The sequence below is a fragment of the Paenibacillus sp. Z3-2 genome (assembly GCF_054161325.1).
This window is the reverse complement of record NZ_CP096397.1, coordinates 3,929,102-3,954,476: the sequence shown is the minus strand read 5'-3', so window position 1 is coordinate 3,954,476 and position 25,375 is coordinate 3,929,102. Positions and strand designations below refer to the sequence as shown.

Annotated in this window: 16 protein-coding genes; all 16 read left to right on the top strand. The window is 46.6% G+C overall.

What is annotated here, in order from left to right; genetic code table 11:
* The first annotated feature begins 245 nt into the window (after positions 1-245).
* Positions 246-1,655 carry an N-acetylmuramoyl-L-alanine amidase gene (locus tag M1D71_RS17715; RefSeq protein ID WP_458123039.1) on the top strand — a complete coding sequence of 470 codons (1,410 nt, stop codon included), beginning with the start codon at positions 246-248 and terminating at the stop codon, positions 1,653-1,655.
* A gap of 35 nt (positions 1,656-1,690) precedes the next feature.
* Complete coding sequence (locus M1D71_RS17710) at positions 1,691-2,374, top strand: GerMN domain-containing protein (RefSeq protein WP_458123038.1); 684 nt, start codon at positions 1,691-1,693, stop codon at positions 2,372-2,374.
* A 72-nt stretch (positions 2,375-2,446) separates the two neighbouring features.
* On the top strand, positions 2,447-5,185 hold the full coding sequence (locus M1D71_RS17705) for an S-layer homology domain-containing protein (protein ID WP_458123037.1): 2,739 nt from the start codon (positions 2,447-2,449) through the stop codon (positions 5,183-5,185).
* A 163-nt stretch (positions 5,186-5,348) separates the two neighbouring features.
* Positions 5,349-6,038 (top strand): endonuclease III, encoded by a 690-nt coding sequence (gene nth, locus M1D71_RS17700; RefSeq protein WP_458123036.1) that lies wholly within the window; start codon positions 5,349-5,351, stop codon positions 6,036-6,038.
* A gap of 28 nt (positions 6,039-6,066) precedes the next feature.
* A complete protein-coding gene (locus tag M1D71_RS17695; RefSeq protein WP_017687779.1) occupies positions 6,067-6,339 on the top strand; it encodes a hypothetical protein in 273 nt (90 codons plus the stop codon).
* 414 nt (positions 6,340-6,753) lie between these two features.
* The gene (locus tag M1D71_RS17690; RefSeq protein WP_458123035.1) at positions 6,754-10,443 is read left to right on the top strand and encodes a dynamin family protein; all 3,690 of its coding nucleotides are present in this window, start codon (positions 6,754-6,756) and stop codon (positions 10,441-10,443) included.
* Positions 10,444-10,767: 324 nt separating this feature from the next.
* The gene (locus tag M1D71_RS17685; protein ID WP_458123034.1) at positions 10,768-12,540 is read left to right on the top strand and encodes an ABC transporter ATP-binding protein; all 1,773 of its coding nucleotides are present in this window, start codon (positions 10,768-10,770) and stop codon (positions 12,538-12,540) included.
* The gene (locus tag M1D71_RS17680) at positions 12,537-14,387 is read left to right on the top strand and encodes an ABC transporter ATP-binding protein (RefSeq protein ID WP_036613270.1); all 1,851 of its coding nucleotides are present in this window, start codon (positions 12,537-12,539) and stop codon (positions 14,385-14,387) included. Before M1D71_RS17685 ends, M1D71_RS17680 begins: the two co-directional genes overlap by 4 nt.
* A 458-nt stretch (positions 14,388-14,845) precedes the next feature.
* Positions 14,846-16,033, top strand: a complete 1,188-nt coding sequence (gene purT, locus M1D71_RS17675) for a formate-dependent phosphoribosylglycinamide formyltransferase (protein ID WP_458123033.1) — start codon at positions 14,846-14,848, stop codon at positions 16,031-16,033.
* Positions 16,023-16,481 carry a GNAT family N-acetyltransferase gene (locus M1D71_RS17670; protein WP_253438357.1) on the top strand — a complete coding sequence of 153 codons (459 nt, stop codon included), beginning with the start codon at positions 16,023-16,025 and terminating at the stop codon, positions 16,479-16,481. Before purT ends, M1D71_RS17670 begins: the two co-directional genes overlap by 11 nt.
* A 314-nt stretch (positions 16,482-16,795) precedes the next feature.
* On the top strand, positions 16,796-17,581 hold the full coding sequence (locus M1D71_RS17665) for a CAP domain-containing protein (protein WP_458123032.1): 786 nt from the start codon (positions 16,796-16,798) through the stop codon (positions 17,579-17,581).
* 291 nt (positions 17,582-17,872) lie between these two features.
* Positions 17,873-18,742 (top strand): GDSL-type esterase/lipase family protein, encoded by an 870-nt coding sequence (locus tag M1D71_RS17660; protein ID WP_458123031.1) that lies wholly within the window; start codon positions 17,873-17,875, stop codon positions 18,740-18,742.
* Positions 18,743-19,708: an ABC transporter ATP-binding protein gene (locus tag M1D71_RS17655; RefSeq protein ID WP_458123030.1), complete on the top strand. Its 966-nt coding sequence runs from the start codon at positions 18,743-18,745 to the stop codon at positions 19,706-19,708.
* A complete protein-coding gene (locus tag M1D71_RS17650) occupies positions 19,701-20,690 on the top strand; it encodes an ABC transporter permease (RefSeq protein ID WP_458123029.1) in 990 nt (329 codons plus the stop codon). Before M1D71_RS17655 ends, M1D71_RS17650 begins: the two co-directional genes overlap by 8 nt.
* Positions 20,691-20,766: 76 nt before the next feature.
* Entirely contained in the window at positions 20,767-22,746 is a 1,980-nt protein-coding gene (gene parE, locus M1D71_RS17645; RefSeq protein ID WP_458123028.1) for a DNA topoisomerase IV subunit B, read from the top strand.
* Positions 22,747-22,758: 12 nt separating this feature from the next.
* Positions 22,759-25,221, top strand: coding sequence for a DNA gyrase subunit A (gyrA, locus tag M1D71_RS17640; protein ID WP_458123027.1), 2,463 nt, complete (start codon positions 22,759-22,761; stop codon positions 25,219-25,221).
* Positions 25,222-25,375: the final 154 nt, after the last annotated feature.

The window sequence follows — 25,375 nt, the reverse complement described above, 5'->3', positions numbered from 1 at the left end:
AAATATGAAGGTTAGGGTAGTACGTTGTTTAGAGATGTATACTTGATAAATAAGGAAAAAAGAAGACATTAAAATGTAAAAAAAAGCTTGATCTGACAACGTTTTTTTTCTGTTATGTTGGAATATATTCGCAACTTTTGAGCGCGAGGGGCGTCTAATAGGTGTCTGGTAATGCCCAAGCGGTCAGTCGGAGTTGGAAAATGACAACATGCGGCAAAAAAATATGAGAATGGTAGGGGTGAAGGATGAAGAAGTTCGGTTTTTTGGTACTGTTATTTGTCTTTGGGCTCGTATTCCCGGGCTATAGTCACGCAGCAACAGACACGAAAATTATCCTAGACGGAAAAGAAATCGTACAGCCATCGGATACAAAAGCGGAAATTATCAACAGCAAGGTGATGGTTCCGATCCGGGTTGTGTCTGAAAATCTTGGATATAGCGTGGAGTGGAAGCAACAAACGCAAACGGTGACTATTAGCAAAGACAACACTGCCATGCAGATGATTGTTGGACAGAAGACGGCAACGGTGAACGGCAGTAACGTAAACCTGGATGCCCCGCCACTCGTGAAAAATGGTACTACGCTCGTACCTCTCCGATTTATTGGTGAGGAAATGGGTCTTAAGGTGGGTTGGAACAATACCACGAAGACGGTAACATTAGTTACCCAGAATTCAGGTTCCGGAAACGGGACAACCACACCTCCGAACTCTGGCAATGAAGGCGGAGGATCGGATCAGGAAGGTCTTGTACTGGTGAACGGCATCAGCTTCAGCGACAACCGCTTCATGATTGCAACAAGCGGAAGTACGAAGCCGAACGTCTTCACGATGACAGGACCAGATCGAATCGTTATAGACTTGCCGAATACCGCATTTGCTGATTCATTCAGTGAAGGACAGGCTTTAGACAGCAACCAGAATGGACAACTCGTCGTTAGCGGCTATCCGGATGTGTCTAAGATTCGTTACTCGTTATACAGCAACAGTCCATCCACACTTCGTTTTGTGATCGATCTGTCGAGTTCAAAAGGGTACAGTGTGCAAAATGATTCCGGACTGATCATGATTGACCTCAACAATCAAAGTGGTACGCCTGCTCCTCCAGTTGGTGATAATGGCAAAAAAGTTGTCGTTATTGATGCAGGTCACGGAGATCAGGATCCTGGGGCAATCGGTGTAACAGGCAAACGTGAAAAGGACTTCAATCTGGCAATAGCTCTGAAAGTAGAAGCCTTGTTGAAAAAAGAATCCAAAATTGACGTTGTGTTAACGCGCAGTGATGATACATTTTTGGCATTAAAAGAACGTGTGAAGATTGCACAAGACATAAAAGCGGATATCTTTATCTCCATTCATGCTAACAGTGGCCCAGCTGCTGCGAACGGTGTAGAGACATTCTATACACGCTCCAACAGCAAAGCACTTGCCACTGTAATGCACAAGTATCTTTTGCAGTCTTCCGGACTGAAAGATCGTGGAGTGAAAACGGCAAGTCTCCACGTAACCCGTGAAACGACAATGCCAGCAGTTCTGCTGGAAGGTGGATTCCTTAGCAACAAGAGTGACGAAGCAGCCTTGTTCACGGAGAGTTTCCAGAACAGCGTTGCCAAAGGGATTGTTGCAGGAATCAAGGAGTACCTGGGAATTCAATAAGGGACAAGCCCTTATGTTGAGGAGGCGGAGTTAGAATGAACAAGAAAATATGGATTGCAGCCTTGCTGGTCACGGTTATGGCAGTTGCTGCTGGATGTGGAAGCAAGCCAACAGCTGCTCCGAATCAGACGCAAGGCTCAGGAACCGAAACCGAAACCGAAACCAATATGACCGAAGTTGAAGGCGAAACAATTACCGAACCGGTAACTGCTGATCCTGAAGAGAACACAACACCTACAGAATCCACGGAAGGAAGCTCAGAGGAAACGACTACTCCGCCTAGCGGAACGTCCACGGAGACGCCAGCAACTTCCGAAGGCAATGAAAAGAAAACGATCACTGTATTCTATACGGATGAAGAAGAACTGGAGTTGCACAAAGCTTCGGCAGAGATTTCATATGCATCGGAGGATGCCAAGTATAAGGCTGCCTTTGAATCATTGCAACAGAGCAAAGACGATAAACTAGTTCCACTGTGGGCGAAAGAGATTGAATTGAAATCTGTGCAGTTCAAAGATGGGGCCCTTACGCTGGATATTCATATGCCAGATACGGCACGTCTGGGTGCAGGTGGAGAATCCTATGCGCTGGATGCTTTGAAACAAACATTCTTCCAGTTTGATGAAGTTAAATCACTTGATTTACTGGTAGACGGTCAACAGTCCGAGAGTCTGATGGGCCATGTGGATCTTGAACATCCAATGACAAGATCCGAATAGGCTGTACAAGATGCTGTCGTACCGTGAATTCACGGAATATAGGTCGTTTTATATGAGAGAGGGGAATCATAGGTGACTTTTAAATATAACCATACATCACACTCTAAAAAAGTAGTATCAGCCGTGCTTGCAGGCATGATGGCCCTTAGCGCCGGTGGAGCTGCCATGGCAGCAGAATCAACAGAAACGGGGCAGGGTCAGACTGCTAAAATAACGAATACGGCTGCACCAACTGGTTTGTTCAGTGACATCAAGGTCGGATACTGGGCTGAGAAACATGTGTACAAACTGGCATATCAAGGTATTCTCCTCGGTAATAACGGCTTGTTCCGTCCAGGAGACGCGGTAACTCAGCAAGAAGCTGTAACGATGGCAATCCGTTTTATGAATCAAGAGGGCCAGTTGAATACCGACACGGCTGCGGCATTACCGACAAACATGGAAGTGGGAAATTATTTCAAGCCATATGTCGCGCTGGCACTTCAACTGGGACTGATTGACAAGACGGAAGAATCAACTGTGGATGTATCGAAGACATCCTGGGGTCAAAAACCGGCTTCACGGGAATGGATTACGAAATTGTTAATCCGTTCATTGGACAAGGATGCTGAAGCCAAGGCACAAAACAATCAATCTACCGGATTTGCTGATAATGCAAGTATCTCCGAAAGTGGTAAAGGTTATGTCAATCTGGCTGTTAGCCTGGATCTGGCCAAAGGTGTGGAAGGCAACAAATTCAATCCAACCGGTTCCGTAACCCGTGCTCAACTCGCTACCTTCTTCAGTCGTGGCGAATCGTTAACGGATACAACGTATCCGAACACATCCACGGGTTATGTGACTGGATTGAAAGATGGGCAGATCACGCTGGTTGTGGACGGTAAAGCCGTTAACTTCGCAGTGAACAGCAGTACGCCTTACTTTACGAAAGACAGTGAAACCCGTGCTTCATCCACAGATGTGAAGCTATATACTAAAGTTATGGTTGTAGGTTCGGCAGGTGGGGCTTCTTATGTGGAAGTCGTTGATGCTACACCGCAGGTGGAAAGCGTTGAAGGTACTTTTGCGCGTTCATTGTCTGGTAACAAGATTGGTATCTTTGTGGGCGAAAATTACGAAACGTACAGTTATGATGAGGCAACTGCATTCATTGATCAGAATGGTAATACAATCAAACTGTCCGATATTACAGCTGATAGCATCATTGAAATACAGCGTGAGACGTTCTCGGCTGACAAAAAAACAGTTGCTATTCGTGTGAAATCCGGCATTGTTAACAAGAGTGACAATGGTGTAATTGCTGAAGTATCCACTTCTGGCAAAACAATCAAACTTGTCAATGCAGCGGGTGCTACAGAGCAGTTTGCATACAATGACAATCTGCTTGTCACATATCAAAACCGTATTCTGTCAGTGGCTGATCTCAAAGCTGGCAGTGCCGTGAAATACACCGTAAAGGACAGTATTTTGCAAACAATCGCATTGTCTCAAGGTGTGGAGCAATCGGTGCGCGGAACATTGGTTGAGATCGGTGGCAACCAGTCCACGTTAACGTTCAAACGTGAAGGGGGTTCCCTTGAGGCGAAACTGCTGACTGAAAAACCGGAAGTTATTATTAATGGTATTCAGGATGCGACACTAAATGATCTAATTACAGATGCAACGAACGGAGATCAGGTGGAGCTGTCATTGAACTCTGACGATCAGGTAACGCGTATTCAGGTGATTGGACGTCAAATGGAACCTATGAACGGAGTAACGGTTGTATCTTACAACAGCAAAACAAAGGTACTTACCGTACTGGACAACAACAAAAAACCGTTTGTATTTACATTGGACGAAAAAACCAAATTGGACTACAATACGACCAAACCTACACTCGCTGGTCTGGAGTCGATTTTAAATGATGGTCGCAAATTGGATCTGGCCTATGTGGGAACACGTGCGTTGTCCGTTAAAGTGATTTACAAGTACGAAGGTACGATTAGCAACATTGACACATCGGGCAGAAAAATCAGTTTGTTGTCTGGTAATCAGACGATTACAGTGCCTTATACTACCGCTCCTACGGTTGAGATCTATAATAAATCGGGCGCAAGTCTGGGAGATTTGAAGATTGGTGACAAAGTTACCGTAACGCTTGGAGCGAATCAGGATGTGGTGCAGAAGGTTGCACTGAACACTGTGGCTCAATTCGAAGTCGTTGCCTTGGAAGCGAATGGTCGTATTCGAGTGAAATCCGATTTGTTGACAAGTCAGTTCTACGTGGATCAAGCGGTATTGACAGGAGAGAGTGGTCAGACGATCACGCCTTCACAACTGACAGCAGGCAACCTGATTAATGTAACGTTTGAAGGAGCTACGCCAAAAGCGGTTCAAGTCGTCAAGCGCACGTTGGCTGAAGTTACAGCGGTGGATGCTTCATCCGTAACACTCAAGCAGTTTAACGGTCAGACTGAAACTGTGCCTGTTAGCGGTTCGGTTAAAGTCGTAAAATCCGGCTCAACCTTAACTTCACTGACGAGTCTTACGGTCGGAGATCGTGTCGAAATGACAAAAGATACGGATAATTCTACACGTTTCAGAGTGCTGACTGTCATGAGCAAACAATTCTGGTCTTATGATGGCGTTGGCAACCAGATTCTGGTTAAACGGGAAACGACAACAGACACAAACTATCGTTTTGCACTCGGATCAAGTGTATTTGTTCACCAGGGTGACAATACTTTAAGCGTGCAATCTCTCAGAGATAATGATAATATTGTATTGTATCTCCTGAACAATGTTATTCTGGAGATTCAAAAACAGTAATCGTTTCTTTTCGAGGATCAAAAGAATGACCGTCTTGATACGGGATCTTTCCCGCATCAAGACGTTTTTTTTGCAAGCTTTTTGGGGTCCCCGCAAAGCACTTGGATGAAGCTTCGAAGTAAGGCTCCGCAGAATGGAGTCATTTTGTGGGAGGTAGCTCTTCATGAATGCAGCGACGGTTAGACATATACTCGAAACTATGGAAGCAATGTTTCCTGATGCACATTGCGAATTAAATCACAGCAATGCATTTGAATTGACGGTAGCTGTCCTTTTGTCTGCACAGTGCACCGATGAAACGGTGAACAAGGTAACTGCAGATTTGTTCCAAAAATACAGAAGCCCAGCAGATTATCTGGCGGTTCCTCTCGAAGAGCTGGAACAGGATATTCGGCGTATTGGTTTGTATCGGAACAAGGCCAAGCATATTCAGAACATGAGCCGAATTTTAATAGAGCAGTATGGCGGCGATGTACCGCAGGAACATGATCAGCTTGTGACGCTACCAGGTGTCGGGCGGAAAACCGCGAATGTAGTTGTTTCCAATGCATTTGGAGTACCGGCAATTGCGGTAGATACTCATGTAGAACGAGTATCCAAGCGGCTGGCCCTTGCAGGTTGGGATGACTCCGTACTTGAAGTCGAGAAGAAACTAATGAAGCGCGTACCCCGGGATGAGTGGACTTTAACTCACCACCGGTTTATATTTTTTGGACGCTACCATTGCAAGGCACAGAACCCTGCGTGTCATATCTGTCCATTGCTGGACATATGCAGGGAAGGGAAAAAACGTATGAAAACGTCCCAAATCAGGAAAGATAAGGAACGTGTCACCACCCGAAAACGAAAATAAATTAATGAGCAGAAAAGGATGAATAATCATGAAATGCATTTCCGTGTACACTGACAATTTTGAGGCCTTCTCCGATATTTTTGAACAGATCGTTGAACAGGAAATGGCTGAAAATGAAGAAAAAGAAGTAGAAGGCATCACAGTAAGCCATTCTGGCGACGTGCCTGAACATTATCTGGAGCGTATGTCCGTAAAACCAGAAGTTGTTGTCATGAGAGACAAAGGCAGAGACATTACAATTCTGCAACATGGACAAGTATTTGAAATCTTGCTGCCTTCCATGGAGAACGCAGTTTCTTAAGAAGTGATCACGCCAGTGGTCTTGTTGCGTTAATGCCATGTGGATCGTCTTGGTTAAGGTGATTGCGTCGGCCTTTAATGCAACAGACATTTGACTGATTGCTGATTATAGAACGTAATACAGATAAAACCGACTTGTTTCGGTTTTATTTTTTTTTAGATTTTAGAATCTATACGCTTAAAGTGGAGCGCTGAAAGATTCGTTAATCGCAAGAAAAGAAATCGCTAAACCATGAATGGTTCATCATATCGATAGTGCTTCGATTGGAAGCTTTTCTTATATTTACTGGGTAGTGTCATGTATATTCAATTCCAACCGTTCAAATTCAAACTTGATAATGTTAAAATAAATGTTGTAAAAGAGATAGACGTCGAAACGGATGTCAAATTAGAGGAGCCAGGGGGAAGGCCAGTCATGTCCAGAACAGCAGATTACCCAAAAGAAATGGCCAAACCTCTGCTTCCGCTGCGTGAAGCGATGGAGCAGACAGGGGACCATACGGCTGTAAAGGCTTTAACGGATTTAATCAGCAAGGCGGAAATGAAACATCTGACGATTGCGTTCTGTGGTCACTTCTCTGCAGGCAAATCGAGTCTAATCAACAGTTTGTGCGGTAAGCGGGTGTTGCCTTCAAGCCCCGTGCCAACAAGTGCGAATGTGGTATCCATACGTAATGGTAAACCGAGAGCACTTATTTATACATCTGCAAACGTAAGCGCTGACAATGGAACAGAAACCCTTGAAGTTTCTCCAGAGGAATTGGAGGCGTATTGCAAAAATGGTGGAGCTTACAGCTCGATTGAGGTATGGGATGATATCCCGCTGCTGAAAGATGATGCTGTTCTGCTGGATACACCAGGTGTGGATTCAACAGATCGGGGGCACAGTCTCGCGACCCATTCCGCGCTCCATCTGGCTGATGTGGTGTTCTATGTCATGGACTATAATCATGTTCAGTCCGAGACAAACCTTTCATTTGCCAAGAGTCTGTCAGATTGGGGCAAACCGCTGTTTCTGATCGTGAACCAGATCGACAAGCATCGGGAGCGGGAGCTTTCTTTTGACCAATACTCCGAAGGTGTGGAAGCTATATTTGCGGCCTGGGAAGTCAGATATGACGGACTGTTATTTACTTCCCTCCGCGATAAGGAGCATCGCTACAACCAGTGGGATTTGCTTCCGGAACTCATTGGACACATGATGCAAGAGAAGGAAGCGTTAATTAAACACAGTTTGGCAAGTTCGGCCAATCATGTAACGGAGCAACACCTGACGAGACAAGCGGAGAAACGCGAGGATGAAGAGAATTCCCTCCTGGATGAGATCGGTGGCAAGGAAGGGATTGAACGCTTGGAACGAGAACTGGAGCTTCTCGATCAACAAGCAGCAGATATTCGTACCGGACCTTCGCGAGTGCGTGAGAAGTTCAGGGCAGAGCTGGAACCCCTTCTGGCGAACGCGAATCTGACTCCTGCGGATATTCGTACGTCGGCTGCCGCCTATTTGGAGAGCCGTAAACCGGGCTTCAGGGTAGGCTTATTATTCTCAGGCGGCAAAACCGAGCAGGAGAAACAGCGTCGTTCATCTGAGCTGGTACGACTATTACAGGATCAGGTTTCCGGACAAGTGGAAGTACATATTCGTACGATGCTTAGGCAACTGGGTGAATCCCATCAGCTATGGGGTGCGGAGTGGGAGCAGACGCTCAATACGGAACTGCCTGCTGTAGATGAAGCACTATTGGAGATGAAACGCAGTGCCAGTGCGGAAGTCTCTCCAGAGTATGTGATTCAATTCAGCAAAGATCTGCGGGGCGAGATCGAGGCCCGCTATCGCAGGGCGGCCATGATGCTGGCCGACCGCATGCTGGAAGTGCTGGCTGCGCAAGGCGAAGCTGCGCTCCAGGCGCTGGACGCCAGCCGCGCAGCGCTGCTGGCGCAATCCGCGGCGGCGGCGCGCTACACGGCGCTCCAGCGCAGCGCCGCCGCAGAGGCAGCAGGGCTGCGCAGCCTGCTGCCGCATGCGGGCCCCCTTCCCTCCGGGCTATTGCCGGAGGTGAAGGGCCCGCACGTGCCCGCGGTGCCTGGACCGAGCGAAGCTCCCGGTCCGCATGCGGGCACGTCAGCGTCTGTGGCTGCGCAGCCACAGACGCAAGAGGCACCGCCGACGCAGCGCACAGCTGCAGCGGGGGTGCCTGGGCCATCGTCGGCGGCTGGCGCACAGCGCCGCCGACGCCTGGACGCAGCAGCGGCACGGCTCGAAGCCGCTGCTGCGCTGGTGGAGCCGTACCCCGCCATGGGGTCGGCGGTACGGGATCTGCGTGCACGCGCGGCTTCGCTTGCGGGCGGCACGTTCACTCTGGCGCTGTTCGGAGCATTCAGCGCCGGCAAATCCTCCTTCGCCAACGCGTTGCTGGGCGAAGCCGTACTACCCGTCTCGCCGCATCCAACGACAGCGGCGATTAACCGGATCATGGCTCCTGCCGGGGGCGCGGAACATGGAACAGCCCGGGTCCGCATGAAGACCCGGGCTGCCTTCCAGGAAGACCTCGGTTATTCCTTCCGATTGCTCGGATTGGGGGAGCCTGGAACCGAGTGGCAGAAGCGAGTACGTTCCCTATCGCCACAGGATGTCCATCCCGCGGGGCGCCCGCATTACAGCTTTTTGCAGGCAGCAGCATCCGGCTGGGAAGAGACAGCGGACCAGTTAGGTCAGGATGTGTTGGTTGATCTGGAGGGTTACCGTAACTTTGTCGCAAACGAGAAGAAGTCCTGTTTTGTAGACAGTATCGATCTCTACTACAGCTGCGATGTAACTGAGCAAGGTATTGTATTGGTGGACACACCAGGAGCAGACTCCGTGAATGCTCGTCATACGGGTGTGACCTTCAATTATATGAAGAATGCAGATGCACTCATTTTCGTAACGTATTACAACCATGCTTTCTCACAAGGAGATCGCCAGTTCCTGAACCAGTTGGGACGTGTCAAGGATAGTTCTGCCATGGATCAGATGTTCTTTGTTGTGAATGCCAGTGACCTGTCTTCCTCCGAGGAAGAACTGGAGCAGGTTCTCGATCATGTGAGCACTCAACTGCGCAGTAACGGAATTCGGGCACCACGACTCTTCCCGGTATCCAGTATACTGGCGATGGAAGGCAAGATGGCTGGGGATTCGAAGCTGCTTGAGCAATCCGGTTTTATCCGGTTTGAGGAAGAGTTCAATCAATTTGCAGGCAGAGAATTAGCCGATCTTGCCATCGGTGGTGCTTCCGAAGAGATGGCACGCGTCATTCAGCGACTGAAGAAGCGTGCGGAGGATGCGGCTCAGGGCGAAGAAGCATTGCAGCAGCGGCGGGATGAACTTGGGACCATTCAGGGACAGTCACGCCAGCGCATACAGCGGCTTGCAGAGCGATCCATGAAGGAAGAATTGTCACAGGAAACAGCAGAATTGCTCTTCCATGTGCGTCAGCGACTTGCCTATCGCCTTGGTCTATTCATGGCAGAAGCATTCCATCCATCCGTGCTTCGGGAGGATCGGGGGAATCTGAAGGCAGCTTTTGCAGCCTGTGGACGTGAGCTTTTGCGCATGATTGCAATTGAACTGGAGCAGGAACTGCTCGCCACAACCCTCAGACTCGAACAGGCTGGTCAGACCTGGCTGATGAAGCAAGTTACGGAATGTATAGACGAGGTGAGACAGTTATCTGGGGGCATGGATGTATCTTTGCCATTGAACGAACATTGGAGTACACCTGTGCTCGAAGAAGTCCGTTTGGAAGAACCGTCCGGGTGGAAGAACTATTTGAATTATTTCCGTAATCCGAAGCAGTTCTTCGAAGGGGATGGACGTCAGCGGTTACAAGAGGCACTGGATCCTGTCCTCAAACAGATGATCATTGAAGTTCTTCCTGCTGCACAAGACAAGCTGATTCAGTTTTATGACAACCAGCTTCGTCAATCATTGCAGCACCAATCCCGTCAGTTGGAAGAACGTCTGGACGAGGCGGTGAGCGGAATTCAAGATACGCTGGAGAGTGGAATTCCGGCCGAGCAATGGTCGAGCTTGTCTGTACAACTGGAACAGATTGAACGCAGTTAAAATCGTAGCATGACGTGTATTCTCTGGAAGTCTTTGTAAAACAAAATGATGGATACAGCAACATATTGAAAATGTTGCGTAAACCAACCCAAAAAGGCTCCTGCCGAAAAGGCATATAGGGAGCCTTTTTTTTGTACGAACAACCTGAAATAAAGAGAATATTCAAACATTTGATTGAAAGGTGGGCATTTACCTTCGTTAATGCGTCAATAAGCTGAAAGCAGGCAGAATATGGTCTGTTATTCGCTTTGCCGCGAATGGGGTACGGTGATAAACTTCATAAATGTTCATAGTATTTTTGAACGACATAAGAGGAGGAGAAACATGGATGTTCTTAGGCAACTGCAAACCTTTTTTTGGGAAAAGCGAACGTATTTATTTGTATCAATCTTTTTCCTCGCCTTAGCGACCGCGCTTGGGTTGGTGTATCCGTACATGCTGAGGATACTGATTGATGATATTATTGTTCCGCGCACTTTTGAAGACGTTCCCATAATTGCCTTGACTGTGTTAGGTGTAGTTATTTTGAAAGCGGGAATGCAGTTTTTACATGGCTTTTTTGGAGGACGCTTGGGTAACTTCCTGGCGTACAGACTCCGTAACGCATGTTACGAAAAGCTTCAATTTTTATCCTTCCGTTATTATGATACGGCCAAGACAGGTGATCTGATGTCCCGCCTCACGGGAGATTTGGAAGCCATCCGTAACTTTATCGGATTTGGTTTCGCCCAGATTCTTAACATGGTTTTGATGGTCGTATTCGGCGCAATCATGATGATGACCATGAGTTGGCAGCTTACGCTGTTCACGCTCATATGCATCCCATTACTTGCCTTCGTTGCGCTGAGATTCGAATCCAAAATTCACCCTGCATTTCAGGAGATGCGGCTGGCGCTCAGTTCACTGACGACAGCGGTACAGGAGAATATCACTGGAGTACGTACGGTAAAATCCTTTGCACGTGAGCCTTATGAAGTGGAGAAATTCTCTATACGCAATGAGCGTTACAAGACGAATCAGATCCATGCCGCAACATTGTGGAGTCGCTATTTTCCAATCATGGAGATTCTAGCTTCGGTGAGTATCGTTCTGTTGCTGGTAATCGGTGGAAAAATGGTTATACAGAAGACGCTGACACTCGGTGAACTCGTTGCCTTTTTCAGTTTGATCTGGTACATAATCGGTCCAATGTGGAACCTTGGGTTCCATATCAACAACTATACGCAATCCAAGGCTTCAGGTGAACGGGTGCTCGAACTGCTCAATACGCCAGTGGATGTGGAAGAAACGCAAGATCCGGTCATTGTGGAGGCAGACCAAGTGAACGGCCATGTGACATTTGAATCCGTTACCTTTGCCTACGGCAACAAAATGCCAGCGGTAACCGATATTAATTTTGATGCTGCACCCGGTTCTGTAATCGGTTTCCTCGGGGGAACAGGGTCAGGTAAATCGACCATTATTCAGCTCCTGATGCGTGCATACAACGTGAACTCGGGAACGATCAAGCTCGATGGAAAAAACATCAAAGATATAGGTATCCGCAGTTTGCGGAGTCAGATCGCTTCTGTATTCCAGGAAACATTCCTGTTCTCATCCAGCATTCGCAATAACATATCATACGGACTTAAGAACGTCACCATGGATGAAATTATCCGTGCAGCCAAGCTGGCCAAGGCACATGAATTCATTATGGAGTTCCCAGACGGATATGACACGGTGGTTGGTGAACGTGGTATGGGATTATCGGGAGGACAGAAACAGCGGATTGCGATCGCAAGGGCTTTGCTGAAAAATCCAAAAATTCTGGTACTTGATGATGCAACCAGTGCCGTGGACATGGAGACGGAACATGAGATTCAATCCGGTTTCCAGGAAGTCATGCGCGGCAGAACTACATTTATTATTGCACACCGGATATCTTCACTACGACATGCAGATGAGATTCTGGTACTCGATGAAGGTCGCGTGGTACAACGTGGCAAACATACCGAACTCATTGAGGTGCCTGGACCATATCAGGATGTTTATAAAATTCAATATGCAGATTATATTGCCCGCGGTAAGCGGGAGGCTGGGGAGCAGGTGAATTCATGAGTGCCGAAACGATAGCAGACAGGCGCGAGGCCAAAGTGGCCTCTGAGAAGAAACTGAATGAACGATTTGTTTATCAGGACGATGAAATTATTGAAAAGCCGTTTAACTGGAAAGAATTCGGACGTTTATTTGCATACATGAAACCTTATGCGAAACAATTGTTACCACTCGTTATTCTAATGATGATTTTGGGTACCATCACGAAATTGTCCGTACCGTTTCTGATCAGTCTGGCGATTGACCGGGCCATCGCACCGGCAACGGGGTTGCCGAGTATGACTATGCTTTATCTTATTGCAGGCTCCATATTCGTGTTGTATCTCATTCAATGGGCAGCCAATACGTACCGGATCAAACTGACGAACATTATTGGACAGCGCGTTATCTATGATCTTCGCTCGGATCTGTTCAAGCATATCCAGAAGCTGTCCTTTAACTTTTTTGACAAAAGACCGGCAGGTTCCGTACTGGTGCGTGTGACGAATGATATTAACTCTCTTCAAGATCTGTTCACCAACGGTGCAGTTAACGTCATGATCGACTGCGTGCAGCTGCTCGGGATCATTGTGATCTTGCTGTTGATTAACTGGAAACTGGGTCTTGCCGTGATCATTACGGTGCCGATCATGTTTATCATCTCTACCAAACTGCGGGTGCTGATCCGTCGTGCCTGGCAGGATGTGCGCATGAAGAACTCCCGTATTAACTCCCATTTGAATGAATCTATTCAGGGGATTCGAGTGACTCAGGCTTATACACAGGAAAAAGAGAACATGAAGTATTTTGACAACATGAACCTGTCCAGCAAAAAGTCATGGGATAGAGCATCAGCGATGAACCAAGGCTTCGGACCGCTGATTGAAATTACCGGCGGTTTCGGTACATTGATTCTCTTCTGGTTTGGTGCTTACCTGATTCAGGAAGGTCAGTTGACCGTGGGATTACTTGTTGCTTTTGCCAACTATGTCGGCAACTTCTGGGACCCGATCAACCGTCTGGGACAGATGTACAATCAGCTGCTGGTTGCGATGGCGTCATCGGAGCGCATCTTCGAATTCATGGATGAAAAGCCAAGTATCGCAGACAAACCAGGTGCCAAGCCGCTTCCTTCTATTAAAGGAGATATCGCATTCGAAAATGTTGTGTTCGAATACGAGAAGGGCAGACAGGCGCTGAAAGGAATCAGCTTCTCGGCGGCTGCAGGACAATCGATTGCACTTGTTGGTCATACGGGCTCAGGTAAAAGTACGATCATCAATCTAATCAGCCGTTTCTACGATATATCCGGCGGACGTCTCACCATTGACGGACAGGATGTGCGGGATGTAACGGTAGAGAGTTTACGCAGCCAGATCAGTATTGTATTACAGGATACCTTCATCTTCTCGGGTACAATCCGTGACAATATTCGATTTGGAAGACTGGATGCAACGAATGAAGAGGTGGAAGACGCGGCAAAAGCAGTCAATGCACATGAGTTCATCATGAAGCTGCCTGGTGGATATGATACTGAAGTAGAAGAACGCGGAAACGTATTATCCATGGGACAACGGCAATTGTTATCCTTTGCCCGTGCGCTTCTTGCCGATCCACGCATATTGATCCTGGATGAAGCTACAGCCAGCATCGACACCGAAACAGAGCTTAAAATCCAGGAAGCGTTGAAGGTGCTGTTGCAGGGAAGAACGTCCTTTATGGTTGCTCACCGTCTATCGACAATCCGGAACGCAGATAACATTATCGTCCTGGATCATGGAGAAATTAAAGAAGAGGGTAACCATGAGCAACTTATCCAGAAACAAGGCGTTTATAATGGATTAATAGAAGCTCAATACAGATTTTTGTGATGATATCCTTGGACGACTGTGAAGTGTCTGATCACATATGAACTTATAACACTCTGGCGTTCTTTAGCCTGATCCTTCAATAATAAGTGCATCTTATTCATTGAAGACAGGTGAAGTAGCCGGAGTGGCTTATGAGGAACACCAAGAGTGGTTCAAAGATTAAATGAAATCTTCAGAGAATAAATCGAAAAATCCCAAGGTTTTAAACTTGGGATTTTTTTGTGTATTTCGATCCGCTGGAGTATTAAAATCTGTTCTTTTAACATTTCCTTAATTATGGGAGGAATGGAAGGAGTATCGAATCTGTGAACGGTAATTGTAAAATTTGATCGAAAAAACACAAAAAATCTTGTAAAATTCACAAGAAAAATAGGGGACACTCTTGCAATCTTTAACCAAAACCCCGAAAATAGAGAGACAGATATAGAAGATTTCTCTTTGGGAGGATTGGAAAGAACATGTGGGGTGCTCCTTTTACGGCTCAAGCCAAAAAAATGCTGCTACTAGGCAGTGGAGAATTGGGAAAAGAGGTCGTTATTGAGGCCCAACGACTGGGAGTAGAGACGATCGCTGTTGATCGTTATGAGAACGCACCTGCAATGCAGGTCGCGCACCGGTCTTACTGCATCGACATGCTGGATGCTGAAGCTTTGAAGCAATTGATCCGTAAAGAAAAGCCTCATTACATCGTACCTGAGATTGAAGCTATTGCAACAGAAGCTTTACTGGAGCTTGAGGAAGAGGGATTTTGTGTAGTACCTACTGCCCGAGCTGCACGTCTAACGATGGATCGCGAAGGCATCCGTCGGCTTGCAGCCGAACAATTGGAACTTCCGACAGCTGATTACCTTTTTGCGGATAACCTGGAACAACTTCAGGAAGCCGTACGTAAGCTTGGCACACCTTGTGTTATTAAACCATTGATGAGTTCTTCCGGTAAAGGGCAGAGTGTATGCCATACGCCGGGCGACGTGAAGGATTGCTGGAACATTGCTCTTTCGGGAGCACGTGGCAAATCCGTTCGTGTCATCGTGGAGAGCTTTGTGCAATTTGACAGTGAGATTACATTACTTACCGTTAGGTCGGTATCAGGCACCGTTTTCTGTCCTCCGATTGGCCATATTCAGAAGGATGGGGATTATGTCGAATCCTGGCAACCTCATGCAATGACTCCTGAACAATGGGAGCAGGCTTGTCATATTGCCAAATCTGTTACGGATGAACTTGGCGGTTATGGACTGTTTGGAGTGGAATTGTTCCTGACTCCGGATGGTGTTGTGTTCAGCGAGGTATCTCCTCGTCCGCATGACACCGGCATGGTAACAATGGTGACGCAAGACAGTTCCGAGTTTGCGCTGCATGTACGTGCAATTCTTGGTTTTCCGGTTACAGGTGTACATCTGTTGACACCGGGAGCTTCAGCAACGCTGAAGGCTAATGATGAGACATCTGACTTTACTATAGGCGGGATTGAAGAAGCACTGGCTCTTCCTCGTACTCAGATTCGTGTATTTGGCAAACCTGAGACCAAAGTAGGACGCCGAATGGCTGTAGCGCTAAGTGCTGGTCAAGATGTGGAAGAAGCTCGTAGAACAGCGGTGCAAGCCGCTAATATGCTGAAAGTGGAGGTAAATCATGTCCAATAATGTTGAGGCCCCTGTACTGATGATCCGAGAGTGTGAACTGCGAGATGCTGAAGCGGTAACGGGACTGATGCGAGAGGTCAGCTATCCGACAACAGCCAATGTCATGAAAGAGCGCATTGAATGTTTGGAAACCAATCCAAACGCGTGCATGCTTGTTGCCGAAGTGGATGAACAAATTATTGGTGTGATTGGCTTGCAATGTGTGCAAAGTCATGCCTATCCAGAACCTGCCGCACAAATTACTTCTCTGATCGTTGGCCAGGAACATCGTGGTGGTGGAATTGGCCGTCGTCTGATGGCTCGTGCTGAAGATTGGGGCAGACAGCAAGGTGGTAAACAACTGTTTGTCACGGGTGCGAACCGTGAAGTGACTTCAACAACATACTCTTTTTATGAGCACATTGGTTTTCAGAAGAGAGGTTATCGGTTCAGTAAGGTTCTTCTATAGTATAAAAAGGTCTTTCCTATAACATGAAAATTCTCCTTATATCCTGATCTGCACCTTCTGGTGTCGTGAATGATAAATAGATGGTGAAGTGGCATTCGACTAGCATCTTTAGTCTGAATGTCTTTTTTTTATGGTTTTGTAAACAGGGATAGTGGCATGCAGAATAAGTGACAGGGCGTGTTTGAAACACTTTAAAAATGACAAAAAAGTTACTTTTCCATATTTTATAGGTACACAATCTCCGTATGAATTGATATACTGCTAGAGTATTAATTACAAAGTTGTAATAACTATTCTTAAGGAGATGAATGAATTTGAAAAAGAAATGGATGAAAACCGTCGTAACGAGCAGTCTGACAGCCGTATTGGCCGTAGGGGTAATGCTCCCTGCTTCCGCGTCTGCTGCAGATTCATCATATAAGACTACCACAACGTACAAAATTACGAGTACAGACAGCCTGAAAGCATATATTGAGCAATGGCTTAAACAAAACGGATACACGGTATCTGAGGGGCAAATTGTAGTGAAACCTGCTACGCAGCCTGATCAAACTCCCAAACCTGCTGAGCCGACAACAAAACCTGCTGAGCCAACAACTAAGCCTGAGCAACCGGCAAAACCAGCACAACCAGCTCCAGAAGAAAAACCGGCAACTACACCAGCCAAAGATCCTTCGAACACGGGCAATACTGGCAACAATACAAATAATAAAGGCAGTGAAAGCACGCAATCTGACTTTTCTGCACAAGTTGTTAAACTGGTCAATGCTGAGCGTGCCAAAGCAGGTCTGAGCGCACTGTCTTCTGATGCCCTTCTGGACAAAGTAGCTGTAGCCAAAGTAAAAGATATGAGCAACAATAACTATTTTGATCACCAGTCACCAACGTATGGTTCTCCGTTTGATATGATGAAACAATTCGGAGTAACTTACAGCTATGCTGGCGAGAACATTGCCAAAGGACAAAAAACACCACAGGAAGTTGTAACAGCCTGGATGAATAGTGAAGGCCACCGTGCCAATATCCTGAGTAAAAACTTTACGCATATCGGTGTAGGATACTACAATGGATATTGGGCTCAAGAGTTTATCGGTAAATAAAACATTTAATGAAGTAATTGTAGATTTGTTATCCATAAAGGTTATGCCTGCACAGTTGAAATCTGTGTATGGTATAGCCTTTTTTCCGTAAAATGACATATGGAAAATGAATTCTACGAATATAGCGCCAAAATTTGCAAATTAACGACAGAACATTTATGTTATTTAGGAATAGCATCATCAGGGCGTGTCTGAAAACTCCGAAGTAAGCGGATTTTCAGACACGCCTTAATGTAAAGTCATTATAAATTATAAGCACCCGGATTGGTGTACATGAGCGGAGATGTGATGATGAAAAAGAAAAAAAGCCTTGATTCAGCACCTTGGATCTGGAGAACCGTTAGTACAGTATCCATTTTGGCAACCTTGTTGTTATTATTTGGATTTGGATACGCGATAAAAGATGTGATTTTCCCCAAGGGAGATTCTGTGTTAACTACGGGACAGGAGACAACTGCACCACCTGAGGATCACGTGGGGGAACCAGCGGTCGTGGAGAATGGCAAAATACGAATGGCCGTCATCGGGGATTCCCTGGCAAGAGGTACGGGGGATGATAAAGGACTTGGCTTCGTGAGACGTGCAGGGAATCTGCTCAAAGATAAAGGATATGACGTCCAGGTTCTCAATAATTTAGGTGTTAACGGGTTGAGAACAGATGCTTTATTGACAAAACTGGATGAGCAAGGTGTGCGTTACGTATTACAACAGTCTAATTTTATTTTAATCTCCATCGGCGCGAATGATCTGTTCCAGGGCGGGCAGGTTTTGCAGGGGGAAGATCCGCCAACAGCAGAACAATTGGCAGCGGCTTTGCCGGAAACGTCGAAACGTCTCCAAGAGATTTTGAAGAAAGTAAAAGAAATCAATCCCAATGCACAGATTGCGTACATAGGGTTGTACAATCCATTTGGCGATGTAAAGGAACTGGAGAAGCCAGGCAATGCAGTTGTTGCTGCATGGAACGATGCTGCGTTGGCTATTTTGAACAATGAGGACAAGATGACACTCGTCCCTACATTCGATTTATTTGAAAATCATCTGGGGGAGTATCTCTCGTCAGATCATTTTCATCCTAACGGACAAGGTTACGAGCAGATTGCAGTTCGAATCTCACAGGAATTCCAGGCGGATACACCTGCAGAAGGGAGCGGAAATTAAATGGCAGAGAAGCAGTATGATTCCGTCCTGTCCGTACAGCATCTGAAGAAGAGGATCGGACGCAAGTGGATTATCAAGGATGTTACATTTGATGTGAAACCTGGTGAAATCTTTGGATTTCTCGGACCTAACGGTGCTGGGAAAACAACAACGATTCGGATGTTGGTGGATCTGATCAAACCGACAGAAGGGAAAATTAAAGTCTGTGGTTATGATGTGAATCGGGATCCTGAGCGTGCTTTGAAGTATGTAGGTTCCATTGTTGAGAATCCGGAGGTATATACATATCTGACCGGGTGGGAGAATCTGGAGCATTTTGCCCGCATGCAACCAGGTGTGGACAACGAACGGATTCAGGAAGTTGTGGATATTGTACGTCTGGATCAACGCATTCATGATAAAGTCAGAACATACTCACTCGGTATGCGTCAACGGCTCGGTATTGCGCAAGCATTGCTCGGGCGTCCGCGTCTGCTCATTCTGGATGAACCGACGAATGGTCTTGATCCGAAAGGCATTAAAGAACTTCGTGTCTTTATTAAGCAACTTGCCAGTGAAGGTATGGCTGTATTTGTCAGCAGTCACTTGTTAAGTGAGATCCAGCTTCTCTGTGACAGAGTAGCGATTATCAGTGCTGGACGTGTGCTTGCCGTTGGAGGCGTTAGCGAACTGATTGAAGATCATTCCAAGTTGGCTATATGGCATGTTTCACCTCTGGAGCAGGGCAAAAAAATGTTGTTGGATGCAGGCATTACTCTGGTAAGTCGACCTGCGGATGTGATGGATGATACCATTGTTGCGGGCCTTGGTCCAAACGCTGTTGTTGCCGAGATGCATGAAGATCGTATTTCTGATATGGTGCAACAGATGGTTGAAGCGGGGTTACAGGTTGAAGGGGTACAGCGGATTCAGCCTACACTCGAACAACTATTCTTAAAAATGACAGAAGGTGAATCCATTGAATAACATCATGCCCCTGGTTCGGAATGAAACGATCAAGATGGTCAAGAAAAAACGCCTTTATATTATTTTTATTGTACTAGCGATCCTTGTACCGATGTTTACGTATGCCCAGATGAAATCTGCGGAGAATAATCGGGACAAGTTTGGTGGCGATTGGCGGCTTGAACTGCAACAGGCCATCACAGACAATCAAAACTCGCTCGGTAGTGATCGGGTACCCGAAGAATATAAAAAGTATAGAACAGTATATATACAGCAGATGCAGTATTATCTTGAAAATGATATCAATCCCAAAGAACCGGGCGGTGTTACCTTTACGCGGGAGTTCATGAACAACGCGGTTGGATTGTTCATTCCACTGTTGATCATGGCCATTGCCTCGGATCTTGTGTCTGGCGAACGAACGACAGGAACCATTAAAATGCTCCTAACTCGTCCGGTTAGACGCTGGAAAGTGCTTCTGAGCAAATTAATCACCCTGATTATGTTTGTATCCATTATAGTGGTATCAGCCTACATTATCTGTTATGTCATATCTGGTGCCGTCTTTGGATACAAAGGTTTCAATATGCCCATCTTCACAGGATTTAAGGTTGTGGGAACAGATGTCGATATGTCGGCAGTGCATGCTGTAGACCAGTGGCTGTATATGCTGATGCAGGCAGGACTGATCTGGTTTGTGAGTATAATCGTGGCTATGCTTGCATTTATGGTATCTGTGCTCGTTCGCAGTACTGCGGCAAGTATCGTCATTATGATGGCTGCACTAATTGCAGGAACGATCTTAACCAGTATGGCAGCATCCTGGCAGACAGCGAAGTATCTGTTCATGGTTAACCTCGAACTTCCGGATTATTTGTCTGGCGGATTACCACCAATCGAGGGAATGAATTTGGGTTTTTCCCTTATTGTACTTAGTGTTTGGGGGATTGCTTCACTCATTGTGTCATTCCTTGTCTTTACGAAACGGGATATCTTGAATTAAAATGGACAAGGATAAGAAAACATCTGTTTGCATTTTAAGCATTTTTTTAGTTGCAAGTTAAGAAGGGGGAGCATGAATGGTCGAGCAAATCGATATGTCGGCAGGATCGACAGGCGGAGGACAAGGGTCTTCAGGCTACGAAGCGGACGACATTCAAGTACTTGAAGGGTTGGTAGCGGTACGGAAACGGCCGGGGATGTATATCGGCAGCACCAGCACTTCAGGTCTACATCATTTGGTATGGGAGATTGTGGACAACGCTGTCGACGAGCATCTCGCCAAATTCTGCTCCAAAATCGATATCACGCTGCATAAGGACGGTTCTATTACGGTTCAGGATAACGGAAGGGGAATTCCGACAGGTATACATAAAACAGGGATTCCTACTCCCCAGGTCGTGTTTACGATTTTGCACGCAGGCGGAAAGTTTGGTGGATCAGGATACAAAAAATCCGGCGGTTTGCACGGTGTAGGTGCGTCAGTTACAAACGCACTGTCCGAATGGCTTGAAGTCGAGATTTTCCGTGATGGCAAGATTCATCGTCAACGATTCGAGTATTGGAAGGACAAAAAAGGGATTGAACATGTCGGAGAATCAGTGTCAGGTCTCGAAGTGTTGGGCAATACCAATCGCACAGGTACAAAAGTTACATTTAAACCGGATATTCGGGTGTTCCAGAGCGGTATTCAATTCAATTATGATACACTGGCAGAACGTCTTCAGGAGATTGCTTTTCTGAACTCAGGTCTGAGAATTGTGCTCAAGGACGAACGTTCGGGCAATCAGGATGAATACATGTATGAAGGCGGAGCAAGCCAGTTTGTTGCTTTTCTTAACGAAAATAAAGATGTATTGCATGATGTCATTCACTTCTATGCGGAGAAGGATGACATTGAGGTTGAAGTGGCGATCCAGTATAACGCAGGTTATACAGAAACGCTGGCTTCGTTTGTAAACTCGATCCCTACTCGGGGTGGCGGTACTCATGAGACCGGATTCAGGGCGGCGTATACCCGTGTTATGAATGACTATGCACGGCGTACCAGCATGATCAAGGAAAAAGATAAAAACCTCGAAGGCAATGATTTGCGTGAAGGTATGATGGCCGTTATCAGTGTCAAAATGTCAGAGGTTGAGTTCGTAGGTCAGACAAAGGATCAGCTCGGCAGCGCTTCCGCTCGAAGTGCAGTGGATTCGGTCGTGTCCGAAAATATTCAAAGGTTCCTGGAAGAAAACCCGCAGGTAGCGCAAACGTTAATTCGCAAAGCGGTTCAAGCCTCCAGAGCCAGAGAAGCGGCTCGCAAAGCACGCGATGATATGCGTACAGGTAAAAAGCGCAGTGAAAGTTCTAACCTGAACGGCAAGCTGACGCCGGCGCAATCGAAGGATTTTACCCGAAATGAGTTATTTATTGTCGAAGGGGATTCCGCAGGTGGTTCTGCCAAACAGGGACGCGACTCGAAGATTCAAGCTATTCTGCCCCTTAAGGGAAAACCGCTCAATCCGGAAAAATCGAAGCTGGCCGATATTCTCAAAAATGAAGAATACCGTGCTATTACAGCGGCGATCGGGGCGGGCATTGGAACCGAATTTGCAGTTGAAGACAGCAATTATTCCAAAATTATCATTATGACCGATGCCGATACCGATGGTGCACATATTCAGGTACTGTTGTTAACCTTCTTTTATCGTTATATGAAGCCATTAATTGATGCAGGCAAAGTATATATAGCTCAGCCGCCATTGTACAAACTTACTCGTAAGTCTGGTAAGCTTGCGAGCGTTCGCTATGCATGGACGGATGAAGAACTGGCTAATTATATGAAGGAATTCGGAAATAATGTTGAGCTTCAACGTTACAAAGGACTTGGTGAAATGAACCCGGATCAATTGTGGGAGACAACCATGAATCCGGAAACACGTGCGATGCTGAAGGTACAGATCGTTGATGCAGCAAAAGCAGAACGTCGTGTATCTACGCTCATGGGTGATAAGGTTGATCCGCGTAAACGCTGGATTGTAGAGAACGTCGACTTTACAGAGTACGAAGAATAGAAGGTGCTTGGAATGAGTCCATCAGAACAATTTATGCCGGCCTTTCTGGAAGAGGTCGTTGGGGACCGTTTCGGTCGCTACTCCAAATATATTATTCAGGATCGAGCCATTCCGGATGTTCGGGATGGGTTGAAGCCTGTACAGCGGCGTATTCTGTACGCCATGTATGATTCAGGCAATACGCCTGACAAGACTTACCGCAAGTCTGCCAAAACCGTTGGAGACGTAATGGGTAATTATCATCCTCATGGTGACTCCTCCATCTATGAGGGCATGGTGCGGATGGCACAACCATGGAAAATGGGCCATATGCTCGTGGATGGTCATGGTAACTGGGGATCTCAGGATGATGACCCGGCAGCGGCGATGCGGTATACGGAGGCCCGTTTGTCGCCGATCGCGATGGAGATGCTTCGCGATATCGAGAAACGGACTGTTCTGTTTAAGGATAATTTTGATAATACGGCCAAAGAACCAGTTGTATTGCCATCCCGTTATCCGAACTTGCTGGTTAATGGTGTCAGCGGAATTTCCTCGGGATTTGCAACGGAGATTCCTACACACAATCTGCGTGAAGTCATTGATGCTTCCATCGCTGTAATGGAAAAACCATCCATTGAGTTGGATGAGATCATGATGTTTATGAAGGGCCCTGACTTTCCGACAGGCGGATTGATCATGGGTGGGGACGGTATTCTGGATGCCTATCGCACAGGTAAAGGACGGATCTATATCCGGTCCAAAACCGAGATTGAAAACATGCGCGGTGGCAAACAACAGATCGTCATTACCGAGATCCCTTATCAGGTCGTGAAGTCTCGTCTGGTTACAGCGATGGAGAACATTCGACTTGAGAAAAAGGTTGAAGGTATCGCCGAAGTGCGTGATGAGAGCGGACGTGAAGGTCTGCGAATTGTGGTTGAGCTGAAGAAAGAAGCGGACGCACAAGGTATTTTGGCTTATTTGCTGAAGAAAACCGACCTGCAGGTCACCTATAATTTCAATATGGTTGCGATCGTGAATAAAGCACCTCATCAATTAGGATTGAAATCGATCCTAGAGGCTTACATTGCCCATCAGCGGGAAGTTGTGACATTCCGTACCCGGTTTGAGCTGGAGAAGGCGCAAGACCGTGCTCATGTACTCGAGGGCCTGGTAAAAGCACTTAACATCCTCGATGAGGTCATTGCGGCCATCAAAGCGTCGAAGAACCGTCAGGATGCTCAAAATAACCTGATGTGGATGTTTGGATTCACGGAACGCCAAGCGGATTCCATCCTTACTTTGCAATTGTACCGTTTGACTAATCTGGAGATCAATTCTCTGGAGAAGGAACTCGGTGAACTGATGAAAAAGATTGCTCAATTACAATCCATTCTGGATAGTGACCGCAAGCTCATCGGAGTCATCCGCAAAGAATTGATGGAGATTCGTGAGAAATACGGCATAGACCGTCGTTCTACGATCCAGGGTGAAGTGGAAGAACTCAAGGTAAATCTAGAAGTACTTGTGAATGCCGAAGATGTATTTGTCACATTATCCAAAGAGGGATACGTGAAACGAACAGGAATGCAGTCCTTTACACGTTCTGGTGGTGAACGGAGCGGAAGTGGGGTAAAAGACGGCGATTATATCGCTCAGGTTCTGGAAGTAAATACGCTTGAGAATCTGCTTGTCTTTACTCGAAAAGGTCAGTATTTCCTGTTACCTGTTCATCAGGTGCCTGAGTTCAAGTGGAAAGATCCAGGTACAGCCATTGTGAACGTCATTCCACTCGCGAAAGATGACCGTATTGCAAGTGTGCTTGCTGTGAAATCCTTCGAAGAGCCAAATCATAGTCTGGTCTTTGTGACACGCAGAGGACAGGTGAAGCGAACGGAATTGAAGGATTACGTTACCAAGCGTTCCGGTGCAGTTGCGGCGTGCAAAGTGGGAAAAGACGATGAAGTCTTATCTGTACATCTAAGTACAGGCGGACAAGATATTATGTTGATTACGAAAGAAGCCATGGCGATTCGTTTCCGAGAGGATGAAGTCAATCCAATGGGACGTGTATCCGGTGGTGTTCGTGGTATTCAGTTAAGAGATTCAGACGAAGTTGTATCTGCCCTATGGGTAGAAGGAGATGAAGGTGAAGTTGCTGTGTTGTCCGATTTGGGATATGGTAAACGTTCATTGCTCCTGGATTACGCTGTGCAGAGTCGTGGAGGCAAGGGGCTTGCCACATTCGAGTTCAAGGAAGGCAAACGTGTGAAACCGAATGGCAGCCGCTTGGTTGGAGCGTTTTATTGCAAAGAGAAACGTAATATCACCGTCATGACCAAAGAAGGTCAAGTGGTTCCGATATCTTCAGAAGGTGTTCCAATAACCGAACGCAAACAAATTGGTAAGCTGCTCGTTCATGTGGACAAACAGGATGAGATCGTTGAACTTCTGAGGGACTTTAATGAGAATCAGCCAGCATCATCTTCATAAAAAATAAGCAAACGAGACTTTTCGCAGAACAGCTAATCCTGTCATGCGAGGAGTCTTTTTTTGTTGTTCAAAGGCGGATTAGAAGAGCGCATCCATGCGAAGTTTAACAACCTTCGTCGATTACGGTCGATCGCTAGGAAAATGAAAAAAGGCA

What these genes read in the sequence shown, in the direction of transcription:
- M1D71_RS17715 (WP_458123039.1), top strand. Translation starts at nt 246, where the DNA reads ATGAAGAAGTTCGGTTTTTTGGTACTGTTATTTGTCTTTGGGCTCGTA.
- M1D71_RS17710 (WP_458123038.1), top strand. Translation starts at nt 1,691, where the DNA reads ATGAACAAGAAAATATGGATTGCAGCCTTGCTGGTCACGGTTATGGCA.
- nth (WP_458123036.1), top strand. Translation starts at nt 5,349, where the DNA reads ATGAATGCAGCGACGGTTAGACATATACTCGAAACTATGGAAGCAATG.
- M1D71_RS17695 (WP_017687779.1), top strand. Translation starts at nt 6,067, where the DNA reads ATGAAATGCATTTCCGTGTACACTGACAATTTTGAGGCCTTCTCCGAT.
- M1D71_RS17690 (WP_458123035.1), top strand. Translation starts at nt 6,754, where the DNA reads ATGTCCAGAACAGCAGATTACCCAAAAGAAATGGCCAAACCTCTGCTT.
- M1D71_RS17685 (WP_458123034.1), top strand. Translation starts at nt 10,768, where the DNA reads ATGGATGTTCTTAGGCAACTGCAAACCTTTTTTTGGGAAAAGCGAACG.
- M1D71_RS17680 (WP_036613270.1), top strand. Translation starts at nt 12,537, where the DNA reads ATGAGTGCCGAAACGATAGCAGACAGGCGCGAGGCCAAAGTGGCCTCT.
- purT (WP_458123033.1), top strand. Translation starts at nt 14,846, where the DNA reads ATGTGGGGTGCTCCTTTTACGGCTCAAGCCAAAAAAATGCTGCTACTA.
- M1D71_RS17670 (WP_253438357.1), top strand. Translation starts at nt 16,023, where the DNA reads ATGTCCAATAATGTTGAGGCCCCTGTACTGATGATCCGAGAGTGTGAA.
- M1D71_RS17660 (WP_458123031.1), top strand. Translation starts at nt 17,873, where the DNA reads ATGAAAAAGAAAAAAAGCCTTGATTCAGCACCTTGGATCTGGAGAACC.
- M1D71_RS17655 (WP_458123030.1), top strand. Translation starts at nt 18,743, where the DNA reads ATGGCAGAGAAGCAGTATGATTCCGTCCTGTCCGTACAGCATCTGAAG.
- parE (WP_458123028.1), top strand. Translation starts at nt 20,767, where the DNA reads ATGGTCGAGCAAATCGATATGTCGGCAGGATCGACAGGCGGAGGACAA.
- gyrA (WP_458123027.1), top strand. Translation starts at nt 22,759, where the DNA reads ATGAGTCCATCAGAACAATTTATGCCGGCCTTTCTGGAAGAGGTCGTT.